Annotated in this window: 18 protein-coding genes; 13 read left to right on the forward strand and 5 right to left on the reverse strand. The window is 73.2% G+C overall.

Annotated elements, in window-relative coordinates; translation table 11 throughout:
* The first annotated feature begins 79 nt into the window (after positions 1-79).
* The 3 genes from Q8791_RS08295 (at position 80) to Q8791_RS08305 (ending at position 5,202) form a co-directional block, all read left to right on the forward strand.
* Entirely contained in the window at positions 80-2,386 is a 2,307-nt protein-coding gene (locus Q8791_RS08295; protein WP_330091018.1) for a serine/threonine-protein kinase, read from the forward strand.
* A gap of 45 nt (positions 2,387-2,431) precedes the next feature.
* Positions 2,432-4,186 (forward strand): serine/threonine protein kinase, encoded by a 1,755-nt coding sequence (locus Q8791_RS08300; RefSeq protein WP_330091019.1) that lies wholly within the window; start codon positions 2,432-2,434, stop codon positions 4,184-4,186.
* A gap of 74 nt (positions 4,187-4,260) precedes the next feature.
* Positions 4,261-5,202 carry a potassium channel family protein gene (locus tag Q8791_RS08305; protein WP_330091020.1) on the forward strand — a complete coding sequence of 314 codons (942 nt, stop codon included), beginning with the start codon at positions 4,261-4,263 and terminating at the stop codon, positions 5,200-5,202.
* On the opposite strand, the gene Q8791_RS08310 is transcribed toward Q8791_RS08305, so the two are convergent.
* The gene (locus Q8791_RS08310) at positions 5,100-5,765 is read right to left on the reverse strand and encodes a TetR/AcrR family transcriptional regulator (protein ID WP_330091021.1); all 666 of its coding nucleotides are present in this window, start codon (positions 5,763-5,765) and stop codon (positions 5,100-5,102) included. The genes Q8791_RS08305 and Q8791_RS08310 overlap by 103 nt on opposite strands.
* Positions 5,766-5,927: 162 nt before the next feature.
* Between Q8791_RS08310 and Q8791_RS08315 the strand changes: the two genes are divergently transcribed.
* Complete coding sequence (locus Q8791_RS08315; RefSeq protein WP_330091022.1) at positions 5,928-6,833, forward strand: alpha/beta fold hydrolase; 906 nt, start codon at positions 5,928-5,930, stop codon at positions 6,831-6,833.
* A 97-nt stretch (positions 6,834-6,930) separates the two neighbouring features.
* Here the strand turns inward: Q8791_RS08315 and Q8791_RS08320 are convergent, their stop codons facing one another.
* On the reverse strand, positions 6,931-7,536 hold the full coding sequence (locus Q8791_RS08320; protein WP_330091023.1) for a uridine kinase family protein: 606 nt from the start codon (positions 7,534-7,536) through the stop codon (positions 6,931-6,933).
* A 113-nt stretch (positions 7,537-7,649) separates the two neighbouring features.
* On the opposite strand from Q8791_RS08320, the gene Q8791_RS08325 reads away from it, so the two are divergent.
* The 8 genes from Q8791_RS08325 (at position 7,650) to Q8791_RS08360 (ending at position 19,431) form a co-directional block, all read left to right on the forward strand.
* Complete coding sequence (locus Q8791_RS08325; protein WP_330091024.1) at positions 7,650-8,825, forward strand: ROK family transcriptional regulator; 1,176 nt, start codon at positions 7,650-7,652, stop codon at positions 8,823-8,825.
* 412 nt (positions 8,826-9,237) lie between these two features.
* Complete coding sequence (locus Q8791_RS08330) at positions 9,238-10,380, forward strand: substrate-binding domain-containing protein (protein WP_330091025.1); 1,143 nt, start codon at positions 9,238-9,240, stop codon at positions 10,378-10,380.
* A gap of 272 nt (positions 10,381-10,652) precedes the next feature.
* Positions 10,653-11,453 carry an ATP-binding cassette domain-containing protein gene (locus tag Q8791_RS08335; RefSeq protein ID WP_330091026.1) on the forward strand — a complete coding sequence of 267 codons (801 nt, stop codon included), beginning with the start codon at positions 10,653-10,655 and terminating at the stop codon, positions 11,451-11,453.
* On the forward strand, positions 11,450-12,730 hold the full coding sequence (locus Q8791_RS08340) for a sugar ABC transporter permease (protein ID WP_330091027.1): 1,281 nt from the start codon (positions 11,450-11,452) through the stop codon (positions 12,728-12,730). Before Q8791_RS08335 ends, Q8791_RS08340 begins: the two co-directional genes overlap by 4 nt.
* A gap of 637 nt (positions 12,731-13,367) precedes the next feature.
* A complete protein-coding gene (locus tag Q8791_RS08345; RefSeq protein WP_330091028.1) occupies positions 13,368-14,771 on the forward strand; it encodes a styrene monooxygenase/indole monooxygenase family protein in 1,404 nt (467 codons plus the stop codon).
* A gap of 118 nt (positions 14,772-14,889) precedes the next feature.
* Positions 14,890-15,660, forward strand: coding sequence for a sulfite exporter TauE/SafE family protein (locus Q8791_RS08350; RefSeq protein WP_330091122.1), 771 nt, complete (start codon positions 14,890-14,892; stop codon positions 15,658-15,660).
* Positions 15,661-16,003: 343 nt separating this feature from the next.
* A complete protein-coding gene (gene dxs, locus Q8791_RS08355) occupies positions 16,004-17,932 on the forward strand; it encodes a 1-deoxy-D-xylulose-5-phosphate synthase (protein ID WP_330091029.1) in 1,929 nt (642 codons plus the stop codon).
* A gap of 98 nt (positions 17,933-18,030) precedes the next feature.
* On the forward strand, positions 18,031-19,431 hold the full coding sequence (locus Q8791_RS08360; protein WP_330091030.1) for an FAD-dependent oxidoreductase: 1,401 nt from the start codon (positions 18,031-18,033) through the stop codon (positions 19,429-19,431).
* Here Q8791_RS08360 and Q8791_RS08365 read toward each other — a convergent pair whose 3' ends face one another.
* The gene (locus Q8791_RS08365) at positions 19,432-20,925 is read right to left on the reverse strand and encodes a neutral zinc metallopeptidase (protein ID WP_330091031.1); all 1,494 of its coding nucleotides are present in this window, start codon (positions 20,923-20,925) and stop codon (positions 19,432-19,434) included. It lies immediately after the preceding gene.
* Positions 20,926-21,018: 93 nt separating this feature from the next.
* A complete protein-coding gene (locus Q8791_RS08370) occupies positions 21,019-21,801 on the reverse strand; it encodes a TetR/AcrR family transcriptional regulator (RefSeq protein ID WP_330091032.1) in 783 nt (260 codons plus the stop codon).
* A 150-nt stretch (positions 21,802-21,951) separates the two neighbouring features.
* Here Q8791_RS08370 and Q8791_RS08375 point away from each other — a divergent pair, with 150 nt between their 5' ends.
* Entirely contained in the window at positions 21,952-24,174 is a 2,223-nt protein-coding gene (locus Q8791_RS08375; protein ID WP_330091033.1) for an MMPL family transporter, read from the forward strand.
* 158 nt (positions 24,175-24,332) lie between these two features.
* Here the strand turns inward: Q8791_RS08375 and Q8791_RS08380 are convergent, their stop codons facing one another.
* Positions 24,333-25,121 carry an AfsR/SARP family transcriptional regulator gene (locus Q8791_RS08380; protein WP_330091034.1) on the reverse strand — a complete coding sequence of 263 codons (789 nt, stop codon included), beginning with the start codon at positions 25,119-25,121 and terminating at the stop codon, positions 24,333-24,335.
* Between the last annotated feature and the right edge of the window lie 162 nt (positions 25,122-25,283).

Genomic DNA, 25,283 nt, shown 5'->3' on the forward strand with positions numbered 1-25,283 from the left:
GCCGGAACCTGGCTATAGTTCCCACGTGCCCGTCACGGGCCACCCAGGGGGAACACGACGACGAATCGAGGGCTGGACGGTGGACGACCTCCAGGACCAGGGCGGGGGCGCCGTGGCCGGCCGTACCGCCGGGAACTACCGCCTCGTGCGCTCGTTGGGGCGCGGAGGGTTCGGGGAGGTGTTCCTCGGGGAGGCGCCCGACGGGAGCCGTGCGGCCGTGAAGCTGCTGCACGCCAGCTGGGCGGGCGACCCGGAGATGCGGCGCCGCTTCACCACCGAGGTCGAGCAGGCCCGCCGGGTGAGCGGTTTCTGTATCGCGGCGATCCTGGACGCCGACCCGGACGCGGCGGAGCCGTGGATCGCGACCGAGTTCATCGACGGCCCCACACTCCAGGCCGCCGTCGCCCACGACGGCCCCCGCCGCGGTGTGGAGCTGCACCGGCTGGCGATCTCCACCGCCACCGCGCTGGCGGCCATCCACGCGGCGGGTGTCGTGCACCGGGACCTCAAGCCGGACAACATCATGCTCGCCCCGGACGGGCCGCGGGTCATCGACTTCGGTATCGCCCGCGCCGTCGAGACCACCTCCGTGACCGCCAGCGGCGTGGTCGGCACGATCGGCTACATGGCCCCCGAGCAGCTGGAGGGGGCCAGGCTCACCTCGGCCGTGGACATCTTCTCGTGGGGGTCGGTGATGGTCTACGCGGCCACCGGCAGGGAGGCCTTCCCCGGCCCCACCCAGGCCTCCCGCATCGCCCGCATCCTGGGCGGGGAACCCGACGTCCGCGCCCTGGACGAACCGCTGGCCGGCATCGTCCGCTCCTGCCTGGACAAGGACCCCGACCGGCGGCCCGACGCCACCACCCTCCTCAACCGGCTGATCTCCGCCCCCGCGAACGGAGGACCGGCACCCGCCGACGGTCAGCCCCCCGCGGGAGGGACGGGGCCCAGCGGTGTGGCGCCGGCCGGGCCCACGCGGGTCGCCCCCGACGGGAGCACCCGCGTCGGATGGGACCACACCAGGGTCGCCGGGGACACGCCCCCGCAGGTGGACCCCACGAGGGTGGCCCCGCAGGCCCCCGTGGACCCGACCCGTGCCTACACCCGCATGGCCCCGCCCGCTTCCGGCCCGCACGCGTCCGGACACGCCTCCGGCGCCCACGGGACCCCGCCGCCCTACACGCCGCCCGGCACGCTCTCCCCGCCTCCGTACCCCCCGCCCCACCACCAGGGGCCGGCGACCGGCGCGTCCGGCGCCTTCGCACCGGTGCCGTACCGCGACGGCGGGGTGCCCCCCTACCACTTCCACGGCGTCCGCTTCACCGACCCGCGCGACCTCGCGGAGGCCATGCAGCAGAACTGGAGCTCCGCCGTCCAGGTCTTCCAGGACCCGGCCCAGCGCGCCGCACTGGGCGCCTGGCTCGTCGACGACCTCGGCGACACCGTGCTGGACCGGTCCCTGTTCCGCGGCCACGTCAACAACGACGCCAACCTGGCGCTCGCCTCGTTCATCGCCCAACTGCGCCCCGACCTGCCGCCGGTCTTCCGGGGGCGGGGCGCCACCGTGGCCGAGCTGGGCGAGATGTTCACCGACCCGCGCCCCCTGCTCACCGGTGCGCCCCTGGCCAACGAGATGGTGCTCATGGCCCGGCCGAGCGTGCTCAGGATCCTGGGGTCCCACCACGGGGACGACTCCGGTGCGTTGACCCGCCTCGCCGACCAGCTCGACGGGGCCGAGCGCGCGGGCAACGCCTTCCACGGGCAGCTCACCTCCGAGCTGGACGGATGGCGCTCGGCGCGTGTGAGCGTCAGCGCCGCCCTGATCCTCGCTTTCCTGCTGCACCCGGAGCGGTTGGTGCCGCCCGGTGACGGCGGCGACCGGGGCGTGGGGGAGTGGGTGGACATCCTCTGGGGGCGGGTCCAGAACGCGTCCGCGCCCGCCGACGCCGGGTACGCGGCCGTGGTCTACGGCGCCCTGCCCACGCTGCGGGCGCTGTCCGAGCAGCGCAGGCACTGGGAGGGCCGCCACAGCACGGTGAGCGCCCAGCACGACGGGCTGCGGCGCAAGGTGGACCTCCAGGAGAAGCTGGTGCTCGCGCTGAGGATCTGCCGGTTCGCGCTCCTCGGCCTCCCGGCCGGGCTCGTCGCCGAACTGGCCTCGGTCGGCGACGCCGTGACGGGCCTCCTGGTGTTCGTCGGAGTCGTGGGACTGGCAGGCGCGATCTGTCTGGGGATCGCGGTCCGCGTCGTCTCGGGCGGTCCCGCGCGGCGGCACCAGCGCTACCAGGAACTGAACGGGGTGGCGGTGCAGCTGCCGCAGCTGACGACGGGCGTCACCCGCATCAACGCCGACCTGAGGAAAGCGCGCGCGATCTGCGGGGTGTGACCGGGTCCGCGCCGTCCAGGCTGACACAACAGGAGAGGGACAACCGTGGACGACCCGGGTCGTACCGCCGGGAACTACCGCCTCGTGCGCTCGTTGGGGCGCGGGGGCTTCGGGGAGGTGTTCCTCGGGGAGGCGCCCGACGGGAGCCGTGCGGCCGTGAAGCTGCTGCACGCCAGGTGGGCGGGGGATCCCGAGATGCGGCGCCGCTTCACCACCGAGGTCGAGCAGGCCCGCCGGGTGGACGACTTCTGTATCGCGGCGATCCTGGACGCCGACCCGGACGGGGAGGCCCCGTGGATCGCGACCGAGTTCATCGACGGTCCCACACTCCAGGTCGCCGTGGCGGAGGGCGGGCCGCGCGTGGGTACCGAGCTCCAGCGCCTCGCCGTGGGCACGGCGACCGCCCTGGCCGCGATCCACTCGGCCGGTGTCGTGCACCGGGACCTGAAACCGGACAACATCATGCTCGCCCCGGACGGGCCGCGGGTGATCGACTTCGGCATCGCCCGCGCCCTGGAGACCACCTCCGTGACCGCCAGCGGGATCATCGGCACGGTCGGCTACATGGCCCCCGAGCAGTTGGAGGGGGAACGCCTCACCTCGGCGGTCGACGTCTTCTCGTGGGGGTCGGTGATGGTCTACGCGGCCACCGGCAGGGAGGCCTTCCCCGGTCCCACCCAGGCCTCCCGCATCGCCCGTGTCCTGGCCGGCGAGCCCGACCTCGACGGCGTGCCCGAGCCGCTCAGGGACACCCTCCGGACCTGCCTGCTCAGGAGACCGGAGGACAGACCCGACGCCAAGGTCCTGCTCGACCACCTCATCACGGGCGGCCCCCTGGCCCTCGCCCCCGCCCTCCCCGCCCCGTCGCAGCCGGTCCCCCCTGCCCCGCGGGCCGGCTCCGTGGAACCGGTGGACGGCGCCGTGCACGCCGCTCCGGCGTCCTCGGCGCTGTTGTCCCGCTTCCGCGGCATCGAGGACCTGCGGAAGCTCTTCAACGACCCCAGGCCGCTACTCGCGGGAGACGCCGGGGTCGCCGAGTTCCTGCCGCTGGCCCGCCCCTCGGAACTGCGACTGATGGCGGGGCAGGCGGAGGACGCGGCGCTGTTCGCCCTGGCCAGGGACCTGGAGGAGGGCGAACGCGTCGGAAACGGCTTCGTCCGGGAGCTGACCGGGAGCCTGAGCGGCTGGAAGGGCGACCTCCACCGGGTGGACCCCGCCCTGATCCTGACCTTCCTGCTCAACCCGGGCCTGGCGGTCCCGCCGGTCGCGGGAGGGCTGCAGGGGGTCGGGGAGTGGACGCGCATCCTGTGGACCCGTGTGGAGTACGCCTCCGGTCCCACCCGTGCCGGGTACGCGGCCGCGGTCTACGCGGTGATCCCCACGGTGCTCCGGGTGGCCCGCCGGCACGACCTGTGGAGGGAGCGCACCACGGCGGTGCGGGGTGAGGCCGCCAGCCTGCGGGCGACGGTGCGCAGGCAGGAGGCCTACGCGTTCGGCAAGGGCGTCCTGGGCGTCCTCGGGGTGGCGCTTGCCCTCGCGTCCCTCGTCCTCGCGGGCTGGGGCACGGTCGTCGGGCCGGGCATCCTGCTGCTGGCGGCCGCGGGCTGCGGGATGGGATGGCTGGTGCTGTTCGGCCTCGACGCCCGCGCGCACGGGGTGAGGGAGGAGCGCAGGGCGAGGGTGCGCCGCTTCGCGGACCTGCCGCTGCCCGCCCTCCGTGCCGGCCTGCGGGCCATGGAGGGCGACCTGCGCAGGGCCAGGCAGATCTGCGCGGCCCGGCCGGGGGCGTCCGGCAGGTGACCGCGGCGGCGCACGCCTGAACGCTCCCGGAGCGGCGCCGGTGCAGGTGTGGGACACCGTGCCATAGTGGGCCGGTGCGCAGACGCGGTCCGTTCGGGGGGCGTCCCGTGAACCTCGGGTCGTTCCTGGCGTTCGTGGTCCTCCTCCAGTTCGGCTACCCGGTCACCTTCCACGGCGCCGGCTGGACGGCCCTGTACCTGTTCGCCTACGTGGGGGTCGTCCTGTTCGGGGTGCTCCTGGTGCGCGGGGAGGACGACAGGGCGGCCCCCGAGGTGGTCGCGGGCGCGGCCCTGCTGCTCTGCGCCGGGTGGGCCGGGGCCAGCCGGGGCGACGGGACCGCGATGGTGTGCGTCTTCGTCTCCGCCGGGGCCTTCCAGGTGGTGATCGTGTCCTCGCTCCTGAGGTTCGTCTACCGCCGCAGCCGGACGCACGAGCTGGAACTCATCCTGGCGGCCGTGTGCGTCTACCTGCTCCTCGGCGGCTTCTTCGCCGTGGTGTTCGGGGCGCTGGAGAGCGTGTCGCCGGGCAGTTTCACCGCCCGGGACGGCGGAATCGCCTGGCAGCAGTTGACGTACTTCTCCTACGTCACCCTCGCGACGCTGGGGTACGGGGACGTGGTGCCCGTCTCGCCGTGGGCGCGCACGGCGGCCACGGCGGAGGCCGTCACCGGGACGCTGTTCCTGATCACGATCGTGGGCCGCCTGGTGGGCGCCTACATCGGGGTGCACGTGGACCGGGACCGCGGGGAGAGCGGGTCCTGGGCTGCTCCTCCCGGCGGTCCCGCGGGCCGCGGGCGGTCGTCCGCGGGAGGGCGTGCGGCGCTCGGCCCTGTGTCGCCTCACGGGTGCAGGCGCCGGAGGGGCCAGGCGGACGCGAGCCCGGGGCGCGGAACAGGCCCCGCGCCCGTCGGGGTTCAGGCGGTCGGGGCGGTGGAGCCGGAGGTCCAGGGCCTCGGGGCCTCCGGGGTCGCCAGGGCCTCCAGCCTGGCGGTGACGGCGGTGCGCGCCATCGCGTAGGGGGCGTCCCTGTCGTCCTCCAGGAGGGAGACCGCGTTGGCGGTGTCCAGGAACGCGCGCAACTCGAAGGCGAGCAGGGCGGGATCGGCCCCGGAGGTGAGCTCGCCCAGCTGGCGGGCGTCCTCGGCGGTCCGGGTGAGCAGGTCGCGCCACTCGCGGTGGGTCTCCACGAGGGCGTCCCGGACCCTGCCCGGGCGGGACTCGAACTCGGCTGTGACGGTGTAGAAGAAGCACCCTCCGGAGAAGACCCGGCTCCGGGAGTAGACGATCCAGTCCTCGCACAACCGCCACAGGCGTTCGACGCCGGGACGGGTCCTCAGCGCCTCGCGCACCACATGGCGGACGAAGACCTTCCTTCCCGCCTCGACGGCGGCGAGCTGGAGCTCCTCCTTGGACCCGAAGTGGGCGAACACCCCGCTCTTGCTGATCCGCAGCTCCCGGGACAGCCGTCCGAGGGAGAGCCCGTCCAGGCCCTCCACCGACGCGATGTCCACCGCGCGGTCCAGTACCGCCCGCCGGGTCTGGTCGCCCCGTTGCAGTCGGCCGTCGGTCTGGGTCGTCATGCGGCTTCCTCGGCTGGGCTCGTCCTGCGGGCTGAGTGTGAACGGTCGGTCGAGTACATGACGATCCTACTTGCCCCTTGACGTGAGCGTCGTGCCAAACAAATAATACGATCGTTCGTAAAGTTTTCTGGACGCGGGCCACCGCGCGGAGGAGAGACCACAGTGAACACTGCCCGACTCGTGGGCGCGGCCGTCAACGCCCTCGCCCTGCCCGCCCCCGGCCTCGCGGGAACCCTGGCGCGGCGCCTGTGGGCCGATCCCCGGGGCCTGCGCCCGGTCGCCGCGCAGGACCGCGAACTCCACGGGAGCGCCCGGACGGAGCCCCTCGGGGTCGGGCGGTGGAAGGTCGCCACCTACGCCTGGGGCGACGGCGCCCGCCCCGTCCTGCTCGCCCACGGCTGGCGCTCCCGGGCGGCGCGCTTCGCGCCCGTGATCCGCCGCCTGCTCGAACTCGGCTACAGCCCCGTCTCCTGGGACGCCCCGGGCCACGGCTCGACGGGCGGCCCGGTGGGCACCGTCCTCGACGCCCGGGAGGTCATGCGCCGGCTCCAGGACAGGCACGGACCCTTCGCGGCGGTGATCGGCCACTCCATGGGCGCGCTCTTCGCCGTCCACGCCCTGCGCGAGGGGCTCCGGGCCGACCGGGTGGTCCTGGTCTCGGGGGTGTCGGACTTCGGTTTCCTCGTCGACTACTTCTCGGGTGCCCTCGGACTGCGGCCCCGGGCCGTTGCGGCACTGCGCCGGGCCGTCGAGCGCCGCTACTTCGACGGCGACCCGACCGTGTGGACGCGCTTCTCGGCCACGCACGCCCCGGAGACGCTCACCCAGCCCTTCCTGCTCCTGCACGGAGAGGACGACTCCTACGTCCCGTTCGGCCAGTCGCTGCGCACGGCGTCCGCGCTCGGGGGCCGGGCCCGCCTGGTGCGGACCCGCGGACTCGGCCACAGCGGCATCCTCGCCGACGGGGCCACCCTCGACCTGGTGGCCGGATTCCTGCAGGGTGTTCCCGCACCCGCACCCGCACCCGGCCCGGGCGTTCCCGCCCCGGCCCCGCTCCAGGGCGGCTGAGGAGGGCAGCCGGACACCACGGCTCCTCCGACGGGGCGCGTATCGGTGGGGACCGGAAGACGCGCGCCCCGGCGGAGGCGACCGGACCGGCGGCCGGTCACCGGGCGGGGTTGCCGATCACCAGGTCGGCGTGCTCCAGGGGGCGGTTGCGCTCGTAGAACGCCTCCTCCTGCTCCGCCCACACGCGCCTGAAGGGCGCGTACGACGACGCGTCCCCGCGAGCGTCCAACCGCCGGGAGCGATCGTCGTCGGACGCGGCCACCCAGACCAGCAGGTCCAGGAGGCCGCGTCCGGCGGCGGAGCCCGAGCCGCACCCCTCCACGACGAGGACCCCGCCCGCGGCCACGTCCCCGGGCAGGAGCGTCCACTCCCGGGCGAAGGCGCCCCGTTCCCAGTCGTAGCGCCGCCACGCCGCCGGATCCCCCCGGGACAGCGGCTCCAGGACCCACTCCCGCAGCAGTCCCGGCGCCTCGGCCAACCCCTCCCACCCCGGGTAGAGGTCCTCCATGGGCAGCACGGCCACCGGCCGCCCCCGCCGCGCGAGCGCCGCGCGCAGCCGTGCGGCCACCGTGCTCTTGCCCGAGCCGGAGCGCCCCTCGACCCCGACGACCCGCGGTCGACCTGCGGGGTCGTCGGAGGGGACCGCTCCCGCCAGCGCGTCCTCCCAGCCGTCGTCGGCTGTGCTGATGCGTGGTCCTGTCACGTTCGGACCCTAACGGGCGCGGGAGTGAAGTTCCCGCTTGCGTTCAATGCTTGTAGCATTCCTCGCAACAGCGCCGACGCGCCGAGAGAGTACCGACCACACGGGGGCCACTGGTGACCGACGCCGCAGCGACGCCGGGATCTCAGTCCGCCCTGCGCCAGGCCAACGAACGCCGGGTCGTGGACGTGCTGCGGCGCGACGGCACGCTCACCCAGGCCGAGCTGGCCCGGACCACCGGCCTGTCGGCCGCCAGCGTCTCCAACATCGTGCGCGGCCTGCGCGCCGCCGGGACGGTCTCGGTGCGCGACACCTCCTCCAACGGGCGGCGAGCGCGGGCCGTCACCCTCCTGCGGCCGCCCGGCACCGTCGTGGGGGTCGACTTCACCGCGGACCGCGTCCGCGTCGCGGTGGGCGACAGCGAGGGCAACATGCTGGCCCGCGAGGAGATCGACTACGACGTGGGCTCGGACGCCGACCGGGCGGTGCGCCGCGCGGCCTGGCTGGCCGAGACCACCCTCCAGCGGGCCCGGATCGACCTGGGCACGGTCTCCTCCGTGGTCGCCTCGGTGCCTGGTCCGATCGACCCGGGCACCGGCGCGGTGGGCCACATCTCCTGTGTCCCCCGCTGGGCGGGGTTCCATCCGGCCAAGGCCCTCACCGAGCGGCTGGGCCTGGAGGTCCTGGCCGAGAACGACGCCAACCTCTCCGTCCTCGCCGAGCAGCACCGCGGGGCGGGCATGGGCGCCGAGCACGTCATCCACCTGGTCATCAGCGACGGGGTGGGCGCGGGCATCATGATGTCCGGACGGCTCTTCCGCGGCGCCGGCGGCACGGCCGGGGAGATCGGGCACATCGCGCTGGACCCGCGCGGGCAGGTCTGCAGGTGCGGCAACCGGGGGTGCCTGGAGACCTTCGTCGGCGCGAACTACCTGCTGGACATGCTTCCGCAGCACACCGACGTGGCCCGTGGGCCGGGGCCGGTGCGGGTGGGGGACCTGGTGGAGGCGGCCAGGGAGGGCGATCCCGGCAGCCGCCGGATCATCGCGGAGGCGGGCACCGCGCTCGGCCAGGGGGCCGCGATCATGGCCAACCTGTTCAACCCCGACCGGGTGATCGTCGGCGGGGACCTGGCCGAGGCCGGTGAACTGCTGCTGGAGCCGATGAGCCGGGCGATGGAGCTGGGCTCGCTGGGCAGCGCGCTGGAGAGGCTGTCGCTGGTGCGCGGCGAGCTGGGACGTGACGCGGCCCTGTACGGGGCGCTGCGCATGGCCTCACAGCACGCGAACTGACCCTCCGGGAGGCGCGCCTCCCACCCCGCTGCCCCGCCATCCCGCGACCGGGCCGCGTCCGGCACGCGCGGAAGCGGTGCCGACGCGTCCACCGGTGGTCGGGGCCCCGCCGCGCAGGTCCGCCGGGCCGCCCGATCCGGGGCGATCGGAAGGTGACGGGACGGTGAACCGCGAGGTCACCGCCTGCGGTGGGCCGGTCACGGGTAAAACCCGAAACTTCCTCACGTGGCGCCCCGTGTCCGGGTTGCCGCTCTGGCCTGGGTTTTTGATTCCTTCAGTTCGTGAACTCAAGACTCGTGATGTTTCGGTTATGTGTTCAGGAGTTGACGCCAAGGTGGCGGCGGGGTTTGACTGCACAGCACCACTCGCGAGTTCTTCATTGTGAATCCCCCCGTCATGAGAGGCACCAGCGTTGAGTACACGACGCTTCGCACCGCACCGCAAGGCCACCGCAGGCCTGGCGGCCACCACCGCCGCACTCGCCCTCCTCGTCTCCGGCTGCTCCGGCCTCACCACCACCGGTGGGGAGGGGGAGCAGGAGACCCAGAGCGTGGAGGACGGCTTCCACGTCGGACTCCTCCTCCCCGAACTCCAGACCGCCCGCTACGAGGCCTTCGACAAGCCCTACTTCGAAGAGGCGCTCAACGAGCTCTGCCCCGCGTGCGAGCTCTCCTACGCCAACGCCGACCAGGATGTCGACGAGCAGCAGACCCAGGCCCAGGCCATGCTGACCGACGGGGTGGACGTCCTGGTCCTCGACGCCGTCGACTCCGCCGCGGCGGCCGGCACCGTCAACGAGGCCAGGTCCCAGGGCGTCCCGGTCGTGGCCTACGACCGCCTCGCCGAGGGCGGCGTCGACATGTACGTCTCCTTCGACAACTTCCGGGTCGGCCAGGTCCAGGGCGAGGCCCTGCTCGCGGCCCTGGAGGAGGACGGCAACGAGGACGGCCAGATCGTCATGATCAACGGCTCGCCCACCGACCCGAACGCCGCCGACTTCAAGGCCGGCGCCCACGACGTCCTCGACGGCGCGGTCGAGATCGGCCAGGAGTTCGATACCCCCGACTGGTCGCCCGACCAGGCCAACAGCCAGATGGAGGGCGCCATCACCTCCCTGGGCGTCGACGAGATCGCCGGCGTGTACTCCGCCAACGACGGCATGGCCTCGGGCGTCATCTCGGCCCTGCGCAGCGCCGGGGTCCCGGTCGAGGACCTCCCGCCCGTGACCGGCCAGGACGCCGAGCTCGCCGGAATCCAGCGCGTCGTCGCCGGTGAGCAGCACATGACCGTCTACAAGGAGATCCGCCCCGAGGCCGAGGTCGCCGCCGCCATGGCGGTCGCCCTGGGCACCGGCGAGGACCTCCAGCTCGACGGCTACGAGATCAGCGAGGTCGAGGACGCCAACGGCGAGGCCGTCACCGCGGTCCTCCTGGACGTCATCGTCGTGACCGAGGACAACGTCCTCGACACCGTGGTGGCCGACGAGGTCTACAGCGTCGAGGAGATCTGCACCGACGACTACGCCGACACCGACTTCTGCCAGGAAAACCTCTAGGGCGTGTTCCGTGGATGCTTTCGGTTGACTCGGCGCTTGCGCCGATCGACGCGAGCGGCTTCCGGGCCATCTCTCGCAAGAGGAGTAGCGCAGGTCAGCCCGGGTTCGGCTGTCCAAGCGCAGTCGGTGCAGCGAGAGGCAGCCCGGGGGACGCGAGCCCGGAACGATCCGCGGAACGCGGCCCAGCAGCGGCGCGAAGTCCCCAGTGCGCGGGGGCGGGCGGGAGGAACCCGTACCGCCCCCGGCAGGGACGAGGAGAGAGAAACGAGCGCATGAGCACACCCGTCCTGGAACTGTCCGGGATCTCCAAGACCTTCGGGGCCGTCAGGGCCCTCAGCGAGGTCGACTTCCAGGTCCGGCCCGGCGAGGTCGTCGCCCTGCTCGGCGACAACGGAGCCGGCAAGTCCACACTGGTCAAGGTCATCGCCGGTGTCCACCCCGCGGACAGCGGCGGGGCCATCGAGTGGGACGGACAGCCGGTCGGCATCTCCGCCCCCGCCGACGCCCAGCGGCTCGGGATCGCCACGATCTACCAGGACCTCGCCCTGTGCGACAACCTGGACATCGTCGGCAACCTGTTCCTGGGCAACGAGAAGCTGCACTTCCCGGGCACCCTCGACGAGGTCGAGATGGAGAGCCGGGCCAGGGAACTCCTCGACTCCCTGTCGGTGAGCATCCCCGACCTGCGCGTCCCGGTGGCCTCCCTCTCCGGCGGGCAGAGGCAGATCATCGCGATCGCCCGCTCCCTGCTGGGGCAGCCGCGCGTGGTCATGCTCGACGAGCCGACCGCAGCCCTGGGCGTCGCCCAGACCGCGCAGGTCCTCGACCTCATCGAGCGCCTCCGCGACCAGGGGCTCGGGGTGGTGCTCATCAGCCACAACATGGCCGACGTCCGCGCGGTCGCCGACCGTGCCGTGGTGCTGCGCCTGGGCCGCAACGCGGGGGACTTCCCCATCGCGGAGACCAGCTACGAGGAGATCGTGGCCGCCATCACCGGGGCCGCCGACAACCCGGTCAGCAGACGCTCCGACCGCACCGGCTCCTCGGCCCTGGAGACGGAGGACAACCGATGACACAGCAGACCCACCTCTCCCACGACTCCGGTGACGGGGCGCCCGAGTCCGGCGAGGCCAAGCGCGACCCCCGCCTGCTCGTCACGGCGGCCTCCCCCCGCGGATGGCTCCAGGCGCTCCGCCGCAACCTCAGGGGCGGCGAGCTCGGCCCGCTCCCGGTCGTGGTCGGACTGCTGCTGATCGGCATCGTCTTCCAGTCGATGAACGACCGGTTCCTGTCCCCGCAGAACCTGTCCAACCTGACCGTGCAGATCGCCGCCGTCGGCCTGATGACCACCGGCGTCATCATGGTGCTGCTCCTCGGTGAGATCGACCTGTCGATCGGCTCCGTCTCCGGGCTGTCCGCGGCGGTCCTGGCGGTCCTGGCGGTGAAGTCGGGCCTCCCCGAGTGGGGCGCCATCGTCGCCGCTGTCGGGGTCGGCCTCCTGATCGGACTGCTCCACGGCGTCATCTTCGCCAAACTGGGAGTACCGGCCTTCGTGGTCACCCTCGCCGGCCTCCTGGGCTGGCAGGGCGTGCACCTCTACCTGATGGGCGCCGACGGCACCATCAACACCAGCCCCAGCGGCTCCATCGCGATGCTCACGCAGACCTACTTCGTCCCCTTCATGGGATGGGCCATCGCGGGCATCGTCATCGTCCTCTACCTTCTCGCGGTGTTCACCGTCGAGAGGCGCCGGCGCCAGGCGGGGCTGCCCTACAAGCCCCTGGAGGAGATCCTCTTCCGCGCCGCGCTGCTCACGGTGCCGATCGTCGGCGGCGTCTGGGTGCTCAACCAGTACAAGGGTGTGCCCCTGGCCTTCCTCATCTTCGTGGGCTTCGTGGTCCTCCTGGACCTCGTGCTGCGCAAGACCCGCTACGGGCGGATGGTCTACGCCGTCGGCGGCAACTCCGAGGCGGCCCGCCGTGCGGGCATCAACGTCGACCTGATCCGGATCTCGGTGTTCGGGATCGCGTCCACCCTGGCCGCGCTCGGCGGCATCATGCTGGTCTCCCGCAACTTCGCCGCCAGCGTCTCGACCGGCGGCGGCGCCGAGCTCATGATGGCCATCGCCGCGGCCGTCATCGGCGGAACCAGCCTCTTCGGCGGTCGCGGCAACGCCTACTCCGCCCTCCTGGGCGGCCTGGTCCTGGGCGCGATCACCTCCGGTCTCCTGCTGCTCCAGATGGACACCTCGGTGCGCTTCATGATCACCGCGGCCGTCCTGCTGATCGCGGTCATCCTCGACGCGGTCTCGCGCCGGGGCCGAAAGACCCACGCCCGGGGCGGCGCCTAGCCCTCCTGGGAACCCCTCCCCGTCCGATCCGGCCCGGTCCGGCGCCCCAGGTGCCGGGCCGGGCCCCCGCCGTCCCCGGCTCCCCGGGGCGGCACAGCCCCCGGTGGCGCCGGGACCGCCGGGCCCGGACGCCCTGTGACATGCGTCGCTCCCGTTCCCCGAGACCCGACCGCCGCCCTCCCGGGGCGCGATCGCGCAGGCGGCCGGGCCGCGGCCAGTGAGCCCCGCCCCGGCGCGTCACCGCCCCCGGCGGCACCGCCTCGCGGGTCACCGGGCGTGAGCTGCGCGAACGGCGGCGGAGACCGCCGCGGCCGGGTGCGCGGCAGCCGGCCCCGGGCCGGTTCCGGGCCGGCCGACGGCGCAGAGTCGCAGGTCCCGGCCCTGCGGGGTCGAAGGTCCCACTCCCGGGGGCGGAATCGGCACCCCGCGGGGCGCTGCTAGTTTCGCGGCGCAAGCAACCGGCCGTCGCGGGGCGGGCGCACCACGTGTGCTCCCGCCCCCGCTCCGCCGTGCCCGGACCACGCCGGGGGCGGATCCGCGACCGCGACGGCCCGACCAGCCCGCCCCCGCCGCCACGCCCGCCCCGGAGCCCCCTCCGGCCGTCGGGCCGGGCGGCGGGAGCGTACCCGGGAGAGACATGCGCACGATCCTCGTCGTCGGAGGCGGACAGTCAGGTCTGCAACTCGCCCTCGGCCTTCTGGCCGAGGGCTACGGCGTGACACTGGTCAGCCCGGCCGGGGCGGAGGAGGTCCGCGCAGGCCGGGTGACGTCCGCCCAGTGCCTCTTCGGACCGGCCCTGCGGCGCGAGCGCCGACACGGACTCGCCCTCTGGGACGACCGCGCACCCGCAGTCCGGGGCGTCGGCGTCCACGTCGCGGACCCCGGTGCGGAGACCTCGGAAGCGTTCGCCCGCGGGGCCCACCGCACGGCCGCGCGGACGGGCGGGCGGGGAACCGCGCCCGCGACCTCCTGGGTCGGCAGGCTGGACGAGCCGGCCCAGTCGGTGGACCAGCGGCTCAAGATGTCGGCCTGGCTCGACCTGTTCGTCCGGAGCGGCGGCGACCACGTCAGGCGCCGCGTGGACACAGGGGATCTGGAGCGGTTCGCCTCCGACCGGGACCACGACCTCGTGGTCGTCGCCGCGGGAAGGGGCGAACTCGCCGAGCTCTTCCCCCGCGATCCGCAGCGCTCGCACTTCGACGCACCGCAGCGCTCCCTCTCCCTCGCCTACGTCACCGGCGCCGAACCGCACCCGTCCGGTCCGATCCTCAGCCGGAGCGCCGTCGCCCGCGCGGGGGAGGTGTTCTCCCTGCCCACCTACTCCCTCGCGGGGGTCTGTGACGCCGTCATGGTGGAGGCGGTCCCCGGCGGTCCCATGGACCGCGCCCTGCCGCCCGGCGCCTCCGGGGAGGAGGTCCTCGACGGACTCCTCGACGTGCTGCGCCGTTCCGCCCCGTGGGAGTACGAGCGCTTCGCCCGCGCCCGCCTCGCCGACCCCCGGGCCGCCCTGCGCGGCGCCTACGCACCCGTGGTGCGCGAACCCGTCGCCCGCCTCTCCAACGGGGGCCTGGTCCTGGGCATGGCCGACGCCGTGGTCGCCAACGACCCCATCACCGCGCAGGGCGCCAACATGGCGTCCCTGTGCGCGGACGTCTACCGGCGCGCGATCGTGGACCACGGCACGCGCCCCTTCGACGAGGCGTTCATGCGCTCGGCGTTCGCGGCCTACTGGCGGCAGGCCCGGCAGGTGACCGCCTGGAGCAGGGTCATGCTGTCCGGCCCGCCGCACGTGTGGGAGCTGTTCCGCCTCGCCGCCGGCCACCAGGGGACGGCCGACCGCTTCGCCAACTCCTTCGGCGACCCGGGCGGTCTGATCGAGTGGTTCCTGCACCCCGAGCGGGCGACGGAGTACGCCGACGCCGTCCGGCGCACCACCCCTGCCGAGCCGTCCGGGGCCGCCGTTCCGCCCCGGCGGCCCGCGGCGTTCCGGCGCGGACCGGACCCCCGCTCCACCTGGTCGTCCCATGCTCCTATCTCCTAATCCCGATAGGGATGAGTGAGATGTAACGTCGCTCGGCGTGCCCGTAGAAATCTCAGCAGTCCCGGCCCTCCTGGCCCACCAGGTCTCCGCCTCGGCCGTGCCCCCGGCCGTCGCCCCGGTGCTCGCGGAGTACTTCTCGCCCACCGGCCACGGCCTGCTCGGCGAGTCGGACCTGTGGACGTTCGTCCTGGTGTCCGTCCTCGCGGTCGTGGTCGGGGCGGCGGTCCAGAGCACCGTCGGCCTCGGCCTCGGCCTGGTCGCCGCCCCCGTCATCTCCTTCCTCGACCCCACGCTGATGCCGGGGTCCCTGCTGGTGACGGTCATCGTCCTGCCGGTGCTGACCCTCCTCCAGGAGTGGCGGCACGTCGACTGGCGGGGTATCGCCTGGGGCCTGCCCGCGCGCCTGCCCGGGACGGTGCTGGGGGTGTGGGTGGTCGCCGTCCTGGAGCCCCGCGCCCTCGCCGGGGCGGTCGGCGTCATGGTGCTCGTCGCGGTTGCCCTGTCGGTCCTCTCCCTGCGCGTGCGCATCACCCCGGCGTCGCTCGTCGCGGCGGGTGCCCTGTCGGGTTTCGCGGGCACCGCCACCTCGGTCGGGGGACCCCCCATGGCCCTGCTCTACCAGCACGAGGCGCCCTCCCGGGTGCGCGCGACCCTCGCTGCGTTCTTCCTGTTCGGCGGCGCGTTCTCCCTGGCGGCGTTGACCGTCGGCGGCCAGATGGACGTCCGGACCGCCGTGGTCGGCGCCGCAGCCGTCCCCTTCGTGGTCCTCGGGTTCCTGCTGGGCGGCGTCCTGCGCCGACGGGTCGACGCCGGGTGGCTGCGCGTGGCGATGCTGAGCGTGGTGAGCGTCTCCGCCGCGGGTCTGCTCGCGCAGGCCGCCCTCGGGTGAGCCCGGGCCGTCCGGCGGCGGCCTCGGACCCACGGGCCGTCCGGGGCCTGCCTCGGATACCCTCGGGCCGGGTAGCTGGGCCAACAGTGAGCTCGAAACCGAGTAATGTACGCCAAAACCCGCGATGCGGGTGGCGTTCCGCGCGGCCCGCGCCGTCTGACGGGGGGTCCGCCGTGCGCAGGCCGCCTCCGGGGGCCGCGGCCACGGCAGGGCTGGGCGGGACCCGTGGACGCACACCCATAAACTCGGGTATGTATACCTGCCGGTAGCCAAATCCGGCCCACGTCAGGGGCCCGGGCTGGCAAACTCAACGGACACGCTGGACGAGGGGACTGACGAGACAGTGGCACTGTTCGAGTCGATACACAATCCGGAAGCGCTCAAGAAGCTTCCGGCCGACCAGCTCCCGGCTCTGGCACAGGAGATCCGGGACTTCCTGGTCGACTCCTGCTCCCAGACCGGCGGGCACCTCGGTCCCAGCCTCGGAGTGGTCGAGCTGACCATCGCGCTGCACAGGGTCTTCGACTCCCCGAAGGACCCCATCCTCTTCGACACGGGCCACCAGGCCTACGCGCACAAGGTCCTCACCGGCCGACACGACTTCTCCCTCCTGAAGTCGGAGGGCGGGCTCTCCGGCTACCCCTCCCGTTCCGAGTCCGAGCACGACTTCATCGAGAACTCCCACGCCTCCACCGCGCTCTCCTACGCGGACGGCATGGCCAAGGCCAACGAGGTGCGGGGCCGCAGGGACCGCACCGTGGTCGCGGTCATCGGCGACGGCGCCCTCACCGGCGGCATGGCCTGGGAGGCGCTCAACAACATCGCCGAGCGCAAGGACCGCCGCCTCGTCATCGTCGTCAACGACAACGGCCGCTCCTACTCGCCCACCAGAGGCGGGCTCGCCGACCACCTCGCGTCGCTGCGCATGGCCCCCGGCTACGAGCAGGCCCTGGACCTGGCCAAGTCCACCCTCAACCGCACCCCGGTCGTGGGTCAGCCCATATACGAGGCGCTGCACGGCCTCAAGAAGGGCATCAAGGACGCCATCCAGCCGCAGATGATGTTCGAGGACCTGGGCCTGAAGTACCTCGGTCCCATCGACGGCCACGACGAGCAGGGCCTGGAGAAGGCGCTGCGCCGCGCCCGCGACTTCGGCGGCCCGGTGATCGTGCACTGCATCACCCAGAAGGGCAAGGGCTACGCCCCGGCGGAGAACCACGACGAGGACCAGTTCCACGCACCCGGCCCCTTCGACGTCGCCACCGGCCGGGCCAAGCCCGGTTCCAAGGCCGTCAAGTGGACCTCGGTCTTCGCCGACGCCATGGTGGAGATCGGCGCGGAGCGCGAGGACGTGGTGGCCATCACCGCCGCCATGCTCCACCCCACGGGCCTCAACAAGTTCGCGGACGCCTACCCGGAGCGCATCTTCGACGTGGGCATCGCCGAGCAGCACGCCGCCACCGCCGCCACCGGTATGGCCATGAACGGCCTGCACCCGGTGGTCGCGGTCTACGCCACGTTCCTCAACCGCTGCTTCGACCAGGTGCTCATGGACGCCGCCCTGCACCGCCAGGGCGTCACCTTCTGCCTGGACCGCGCCGGGGTCACCGGCAACGACGGCGCCAGCCACAACGGCATGTGGGACATGTCCATCCTCCAGGTGGTCCCCGGACTCCGCCTGGCGGCCCCCCGTGACGCCGAACGCCTTCGCGTCCTGCTCAACGAGGCCGTCGCCGTCGACGACGCCCCGACCGTCGTCCGCTACCCCAAGGGCGCGGTCGCCGAGCAGGTGGACGCGGTCGGCAAGGTCGGCTCCATGGACCTGCTCCGCCGCGCCGCCGACGACGGCCACGCCAAGGACCTGCTCATCGTCGGAGCGGGCACCATGGCCCAGGTCGCCTGCGAGGTCGCCGACAGGATGGCCGCCCAGGGCATCGGCGTCACCGTCGTCGACCCGCTGTGGGTCAAGCCGCTGGACGACGCCCTGGTCGGCGAGGCCGCCGAGCACAGCGTCGTCGCCGTCATCGAGGACAACGGCCGCACCGGAGCCGTGGGCGACGCGGTGGCGCGCCTGCTGCGCGACCACGACGTGGACGTGCCGGTGCGCACGTTCGGCATCGCGCAGGAGTTCCTGGACCACGCCAAGCGCGACGACATCCTCCGGGAGCAGGGGCTGACGCCCCAGGAGCTGTCCCGCAAGCTCACCGAGACGGTCTCCCGGTACACGGAGTCGCGCAAGTCCGCCGAGGAGCTGGCCGACGAGAACGCCTGAGCGGACACGCGCCGGGCGGCCCCCGCGGGACCGCCCGGCCGCGTCCCGCACGCCGCGGACACCCGGCGATCCGCCCCCCGGACTGTCAGAATGGGGGCATGACCTCTCCCGAGCCCGACCAGCAGGGTCCCGAGGACACCGACGCGCTCCGTGTGGCCGTGATCGGCTCAGGTCCGGCGGGCGTGTACACCGCCGACGCGCTCACCCGGCAGCAGCGGGTCCCGGTCCGTGTGGACGTGATGGACCGCCTGCCCACCCCCTACGGACTGGTGCGCTACGGCGTGGCCCCCGACCACACCAAGATCAAGGGCGTGGCCGGCGCCCTGCGCAGGGTGCTGGAACACCCCGCCGTGCGCTTCGTCGGCGGGGTCGAGTTCGGCTCCGCGCTCACCCGGGCCGACCTGGCCCGCGCCTACCACGGAGTCGTCTACGCCACCGGAGCCCCCGTGGACCGACGCATGGACGTGCCGGGGGAGGACCTCCCCGGCAGCGTCGCCGCGACCGACTTCGTCAACTGGTACTGCGGGCACCCCGACAGCGAGCTGGCGGGGTTCGTGCTCGACGCCGAGGAGACCGTCGTGGTGGGGGCGGGCAACGTCGCCCTGGACGTCGCCCGCATCCTGGCCAAGACCGCCGACGAGCTGCGGCACACCGACATCCCGCAGCCCGTCCTGGACGTGCTCGCCGCCAGCCGCGTGCGCACTGTGCACCTGCTGTCCCGGCGGGGCCCCCTCCAGGCCAAGTTCACCGCGCCGGAGCTGCGCGACCTGCTGGCCCTGCCCGGAGCCGACGTGGTGGTGCCCGCCGACCAGGTGGACGTCGACCCCACCGCCGTGGGCACCGGGACACACGAACTGCGCATGGTCGCCCGGGCCGCCCGCACCAACCTCAGGCTCCTCCAGGAACACGCGCGGAGCGCCCCGGCGGGGCGTGCGCGTACCGTTCGCCTGCACTTCTGGGCCCGCCCCCAGGAGGTCCTCGGAGAGGACCGCGTCACCGGTGTGCGGGTCGAGCACACGCGTCTGGACGACGACGGACGCCTCGTCGGGACGGGGCGGACGACGGACCTGGACGCCGGGATGGTGCTGCGCTCGGTCGGCTACGCGGGCGCCCCGCTTCCGGGGGTGCCGTTCGACACCCGGGGGCGCACGGTGCCGCAGGAGGACGGCCGCGTCCTGGACGGCGGGGGCCGGGTGGTCCGCGGGGACTACGTCGCGGGGTGGATCAAGCGGGGGGCCACCGGGGTGATCGGCACCAACAAGTCCGACGCCGCGGGAACGGTCAGGGCACTGTTGCAGGACGCCCCCGCGCTGCGCGAGGCGGCCCCGGCCCTGGTGCCGCTGGAGCAGGTCCTGGACGAGCGCGGGATCGCGCACAGCGACTACGACGACTGGCTGCGCATCGACGAGGCCGAGGCCCGCCAGGGAGCGGAGCTGGACCGCGGCGAGCGGGTCAAGCTCCACGGCTGGGACGCCTACCGCAAGATCGTCGACGGCTGATCAGGTGACCTCGCCCGGTGCGGCGCCGTAGGTGTTGCAACCGTCCACGGTCTCCTCGGACCAGCCCTGTTCGAGCCAGAACGCCCGGTTGCTCGCGCTGCCGTGGGTGTCGAGGTCCCCGCCGCCGTTGAAGTTGGCGTTGACCGTCTCCAGCGCGTCCTCGTCGCCGCCGGTGATCCCGCGCAGCCCGATCCCGGCCATGCACTCCGCCTGGAGTTCGGTGCGCCGGAGGGTGTCCAGCTCGTCCTCCTCGCTCCCGGCGTTCCAGCGCATGTCGTGCGAGACGTTGAGGATCCCGGTGGCGAACTGCACGTGGTGGCCGTACTCGTGCCCCATCAGCGCGATCCAGACGTTCTCGCGTTCGTCCACGGGGATCTGGGCGCTGAGCTGGCGGACGTTGGGCAGGACCACGGTGATGCGGTTCCAGTCGCTCTCGTAGTACGCGAGCGTGTAGCCCTCCTCCTCGCCTGTGTCGGGGGACTCCCGGGTGACGGTGATCTCCGGGCTCCGGGAGGACAGGCCGAGGTCGTCCATCACCGGCGCCCAGAGCGTGTCCAGGCACTCGCCGGTGGTCGTCGCGAACTCCTGCCACGACTCGTCCGAGCCGATGTCCAGCGCGGGGGTGTCGCAGTCGACCGTGCCGGGCGCCGGGGCGTCGTAGAGGGGGTGGTCGGCGATGTCGATCTCGACGGCGTTGGGCCGGGCGGCCAGCCCCTCGTCGTAGGAGGCGGACAGGTCGGTGCCGGTCGGCGGCGGCTCCTCCTGCGGCGCGGTGGAGACCATGACGATGCTGACGACGAGGGCGCCGACGGCGATCGTGCCCGCCACGGACGAGCCGACCAGGACGCCGAGGCCGCGGCGGCGCTGCCGGGGCTGCTCCCACTGCTGCTGTTGCGGCCACGCGCCGGGCCCGCCGGGCTGTGCGTAGGGGGCCGCGGGTCCGTAGGGCGCGTACTGGACCGGCGGGGCGTGGGGCGGCCGGGCGAGGTTCTGCCCCGCCTGCGGATACTGCTGCCCCGGTGCTCCGTACGGGGCGGGCGCCCCGGGCCGGTGGAAGGCGTGGGTGGTTCCCGGACCCGGCTGGTGCGCGCCGTGGAGCCCCGGTGGACCCTGGTGGGCCTGCGGCCATGACGAGGTCTGCGGCCCCTGCGGCCGCGCCCCCCGGAAGGGGAGGGGCGGCACGTGTGGACCGGTGGTGAGGGGGCCCTGGGCGGGCCGCTCCTCCGAGGGGGAGGGCGGTCGGCCGGTGTCGGCGCCCGGCGCCCGGGCGTCCGCGGGGGGCCCTGCGGCTCCGGGGGCCGCGGACCGGGGCGGGGCCGCGTCGGCCCCGTCCTGTCCCTGGCGGTGTGACGGCGGCTCCTGCCCCTGGAAGGAAACCGGCGGGCCGGGGTCCACCCTGTCGGGGGCCCCGTGGGGAGGGGGGTCTGCGGGGCCGGGCTGGTCGGATCTGGGGGCGTCGTCCCCCTGCAGCTCACCGCCGGGTCGGTTCTCCACGGGTCCGTCCTCGCTAGGGTGCCGGCGCCCACCGGGCCGGGGCGGATCAGCCTGGGCGAATCCGACAAGTTACACAGACGTCCAGTATGGGGCCTAAGAGGGCGTACCGATGGTAGCCGACGTGCTGCTCTCCGGTGGCCGGTACCGGACCCCCAGGCCCGTCAACAGGTTCTGAAGCTCGGACTCGAAGAGTGGTTCCATGTCGTGCATCACGAAATCGAGGTGCTGGAACACCTCCATGCACACGACTCCGTACAGGCGCACCCAGCAGCTGCTCAGCACCATGATCGCCTCCACCGGGATGTGCGGAGCCGAGAAGCCGCAGCTGTCGGCGAAGGCGCGCAGTTCACGGGCGAGCTCGGGGGTGATGCGGTCCCCGTCGGGCAGAGGGAAGCGCTCCTCCGACAGCAGGCGGTCGAAGAGCGTGTAGAACGTGGCGCCGAACCTGCGCCCCGCCTCCAGCGCCGGAGCCGGGTCGGCCTCCGGGTCCAGTCGGGCGCGCGGGCCGAACATGGTGGCGAACTCGGCGGTGTGGTGGATCGCCCAGGATCGGAACGCCCGCAGCGAGGTGAGGATGCGCAGGTCCGTCTCCTCGTCGGGCACGCTGGCGTCGGCCTCGGCCACCGCGTCGGCGAGCTCCGTGAACATGTCCGCGGTGATCAGGATGAGCAGGGAGTCGATGCCGGACACGTAGCGGTACAGCCCGGGTGCGGTCATGCCCATCTCGCGGGCGATGGCCCGCAGGGAGACGCCCGAGGTCCCGTTCTCGACCAGGTGTCGGCGGGCGATCCCCTTGATCTCGGACAGTGTGGCCTCGCGCACACGCTCGCGGCGGGTCGGTCGGCCGATCCCCCGGTCCAGCTGGGATTTCGTCATGTACTGCGGTACACCCCGTCTCGGGCGCCAGGTCAGGGCGCTGTCGGTCCTCGTTGACGATATTGACAGCGTAACGGTCGCACGCTTTAGTGAACGCCGTTAGCAAACACCGTTGACGGACTTGTGGACCGTTCGCTGAGAGGGCGGCGTATGCCGACACACACCGGGCTTTTCGGGCGCATCGGCCTGGGGGCGCACCGCTGGCGCTGGGCCGTCCTGACCGCCACCGCACTCTTCGCCGTCTTCGCGGCCGTGTGGGGGTCGGGCGTCTTCTCCGACGTGAGCGAGAGCGGGTTCGAGGACCCGGGATCGGAGTCCTCCGAGGCCACACGCGTCCTGGAGGACGAACTGGGCCACGACGACGTCGACATCGTCGCCGTCTACCGCAGCGACGAGATCCAGGTGGACAACCCCACCTTCGCCGCCGCCGTGCAGCGTATCGCCGACGGCATGCCCGACGCCGTCGCCGACTTCGACGTGTACCTCGACGAGGAACTCGCCGAGACCGAGCGCGGCATGCTCGTCTCCGAGGACATGCAGGCCACGTACATCCCCGTGACCCTCACCGGGGAGACCCACGCCGACCGCCTCCACCAGTACGAGGAGGTCGCCGAACACCTGGAGTCCAGCCCGCTGGAGGTCCACCTGGGCGGCCCCGTCGCGGTCGAGCACGAGCTCTCCGAGACGGCGGAGACCGACATCGTCCGCGCCGAGCTCGTCACCCTTCCTGTGCTGCTGCTCCTGCTCGTCCTGATCTTCGGCGGCCTCATCGCGGGCCTGGTGCCGCTCGCCGTCGGCGGACTGGCCATCCTCGGTTCCCTCACCGTCCTGCGCGCCCTGACCTACGTGACCGACGTGTCGGTGTTCGCGGTCAACGTCGCCACCATCCTCGGCCTGGGGCTGGCGATCGACTACGGCCTGTTCATGGTCAGCCGGTTCCGCGAGGAGCTGGGGCGCGGGCGGGAGATCGGCGACGCCGTCCGCCGTACCGTCGACACGGCCGGGCGCACCGTGGCCTTCTCCGGTATCACCGTGGGCATCGCCTTCGCCGGCCTGCTGTTCTTCCCCCAGCCCATCCTCCAGTCGATCGGCTGGGGCGGCATCGCCGTCGTCCTGTTCGACCTGCTGGCCGCCCTGGTCTTCCTGCCCGCCCTGCTGGCGGTGGTCGGCCGGCGGATCAACAGCCTCAGGATCCCCCTGCCCCGACGCACCGTGACCGGGACCGTCCACGAGAACGCGGGCGCCTGGGCGCGCCTGGCCAGGACCGTGATGCGCGGCCCGGCCGTGTCCCTGGTCGCGGTCGGCGCCGTCCTGCTGGTCTTCAGCTCCGGTCTGGCCTCGACCCAGCTCGGCTCCACGGACCAGCGCTACCTGCCGGGGGATGCGGGGAGCCGGATCGCCACCGAGTCGGTCGCCGAGGACTTCCCGGCGGGCGGCCTCGGCCGCCTCAACATCGCGGTGGTCGGGGACACGACCGACCAGGCCCTGGAGGACTACACCGAGCGCCTGGAGGCGCTGCCGGAGGCCTCGCTGTCCCGTGTCGAGCGCACCGGGGACGGCATCGCCCACGTCCTGGTCGCCTACCAGGGGGAGTCGGACTCCCCGGAGGTGGCGCAGCTGGTGCGCGACGTGCGCGCCGAGCCCGCCCCCGAGGGTGCCGGGAGGGCTCTGGTCGGCGGGGTGGCGGCCATGCAGCAGGACAACGTGTCCGCGATCGTCGACTCCGTGCCGACGACCGTCGGATTCGTCGCCGCCGCGACCCTGTTCCTGCTGTTCCTCGCCTTCGGGTCGATCGTCCTGCCGCTCAAGGCGGTGATGATGGGGGCCCTGTCGCTGGGCGCCTCCCTGGGCATCGCGGTCTGGGGCTTCCAGGAGGGCGGGTTCGCGGGGCTGCTCGGCTTCGACGCCGTCGGCACGATCGACCCCACCTATCTGGTGCTCATCACCATCGTCTCCTTCGGGCTGGCGATGGACTACGAGCTGTTCCTGCTCAGCAGGGTCCGCGAGGAGTACCTGCGCACGGGGGACAACACCCGTTCGGTGGCGGCGGGCCTGCAGCACACCGGCCAGATCATCACCAGCGCGGCGATCCTGCTCATGGTGGTGCTGCTGGCGATGGGCACCTCCGGCCTGCTGTTCCTGAAGATCATCGGAATCGGCCTGGCCATCGCGGTGTTCGTGGACGCGACCCTGGTCCGCGCGGTCATGGTGCCGGCCACCATGCGCCTGCTCGGCGACGCCAACTGGTGGCTCCCGCGCCCGCTGCGCTGGGTGCACGACCGTATCGGGATCTCCGAGGGCGGGGACGAGGAGGACGGGTCCGCGCCGGGGTCCCCGTCGCGGGACGAGGAGCGGGTGCCCGCCCGGGTCTGACCCGTGCACCGCTCCCCGGCGGCACGCTGCCGGGGAGCGGTGCACGGGACCGCCCGCGCCGAGTGGGCCCGGGCTCGGCGGGGCGGCCGTCACGTGTCACTGAAGCCGTCGGTGCGGGGCAGGGGGATGCACAGGGGGCGGACGGGCCCGGGTCCGGGTCAGACGTGCGGGGCGGGGATCGGCGCGTGGCGCCGGATGGCGTGGTACAGGTCGTTCAGCTCGGGGCGGGGCGGCATGTTCAGCTCTCCCAGCATCCGGGAGGACAGCCGCTGGTAGACGCGTATCGCCTCGGCCGTCCGCCCCGCCTTGTACAGGGCCAGGATCAGCAGCCTGGCCAGGTTCTCCTCCAGGGGGTGGCTGCGCAGGGTGGTGCGCAGCATCCCCACCACGTCGTTGTGGCGGCCGACCTGGATGCTCAGTGCGGCGTACTCCTCCAGTACCACCAGGCGGACGGTCTCCATGAAGTCGCGCTCGTCGTCGAAGGCGATTCCGGGCAGCTCGCCGAGGAGGGGGCCCCGCCACAGGCCGAGCGCCTCCCCGAACATCTCCGCCGCGCGCCCCGGCTCCCCGTGCTCACGGAGGTCGCGCGCGGCTTCGACGTGGATGTGGAACAGCGTCAGGTCCAGCTGGTCCAGCCTGGCGACGAGCCGGTAGCCGTCGGACCCGCTCTCGATGCGGACCTGCCGGTGGGCCGGCAGGCCGGCCAGCGCCCGGCGCAGGCCGGACACGTACTTGTGCACCAGGTTGTTGGCGTAGGCCGGGTAGGTCGATCCCCAGACCATGCCGATGATGCGCTGTGTGGTCAGTGACTGGTTGACGTTGATGGCCAGTGCGGCGAGTACCGCACGCTGCCGGGGGGCTCCCAGGGGGAGGAAGACGGTGCCGTCGGTGACCGCCAGCTCGCCCAGTACTGCCAGGGTCGTGGTCTCAGGCTGTGTTCTGTGCATTCAGGAGCCTTTCCAGCTGACTCTTCCTCGCGTTGACGTGCTCCTGCTTCTTCCGGTTCTCCGGTCCCTTGTTCCTTGTTCCGGCGCCGGAAGACCTCCAGGGCCTGCGGGATCGAACAGCGCTCCCAGCTGTCTTCGTGCCGCCGGGGGCGCGGCGACTCG

It is taken from the genome of Nocardiopsis codii (assembly GCF_036327455.1).
Classification (GTDB): Bacteria; Actinomycetota; Actinomycetes; order Streptosporangiales; family Streptosporangiaceae; genus Nocardiopsis; species Nocardiopsis codii.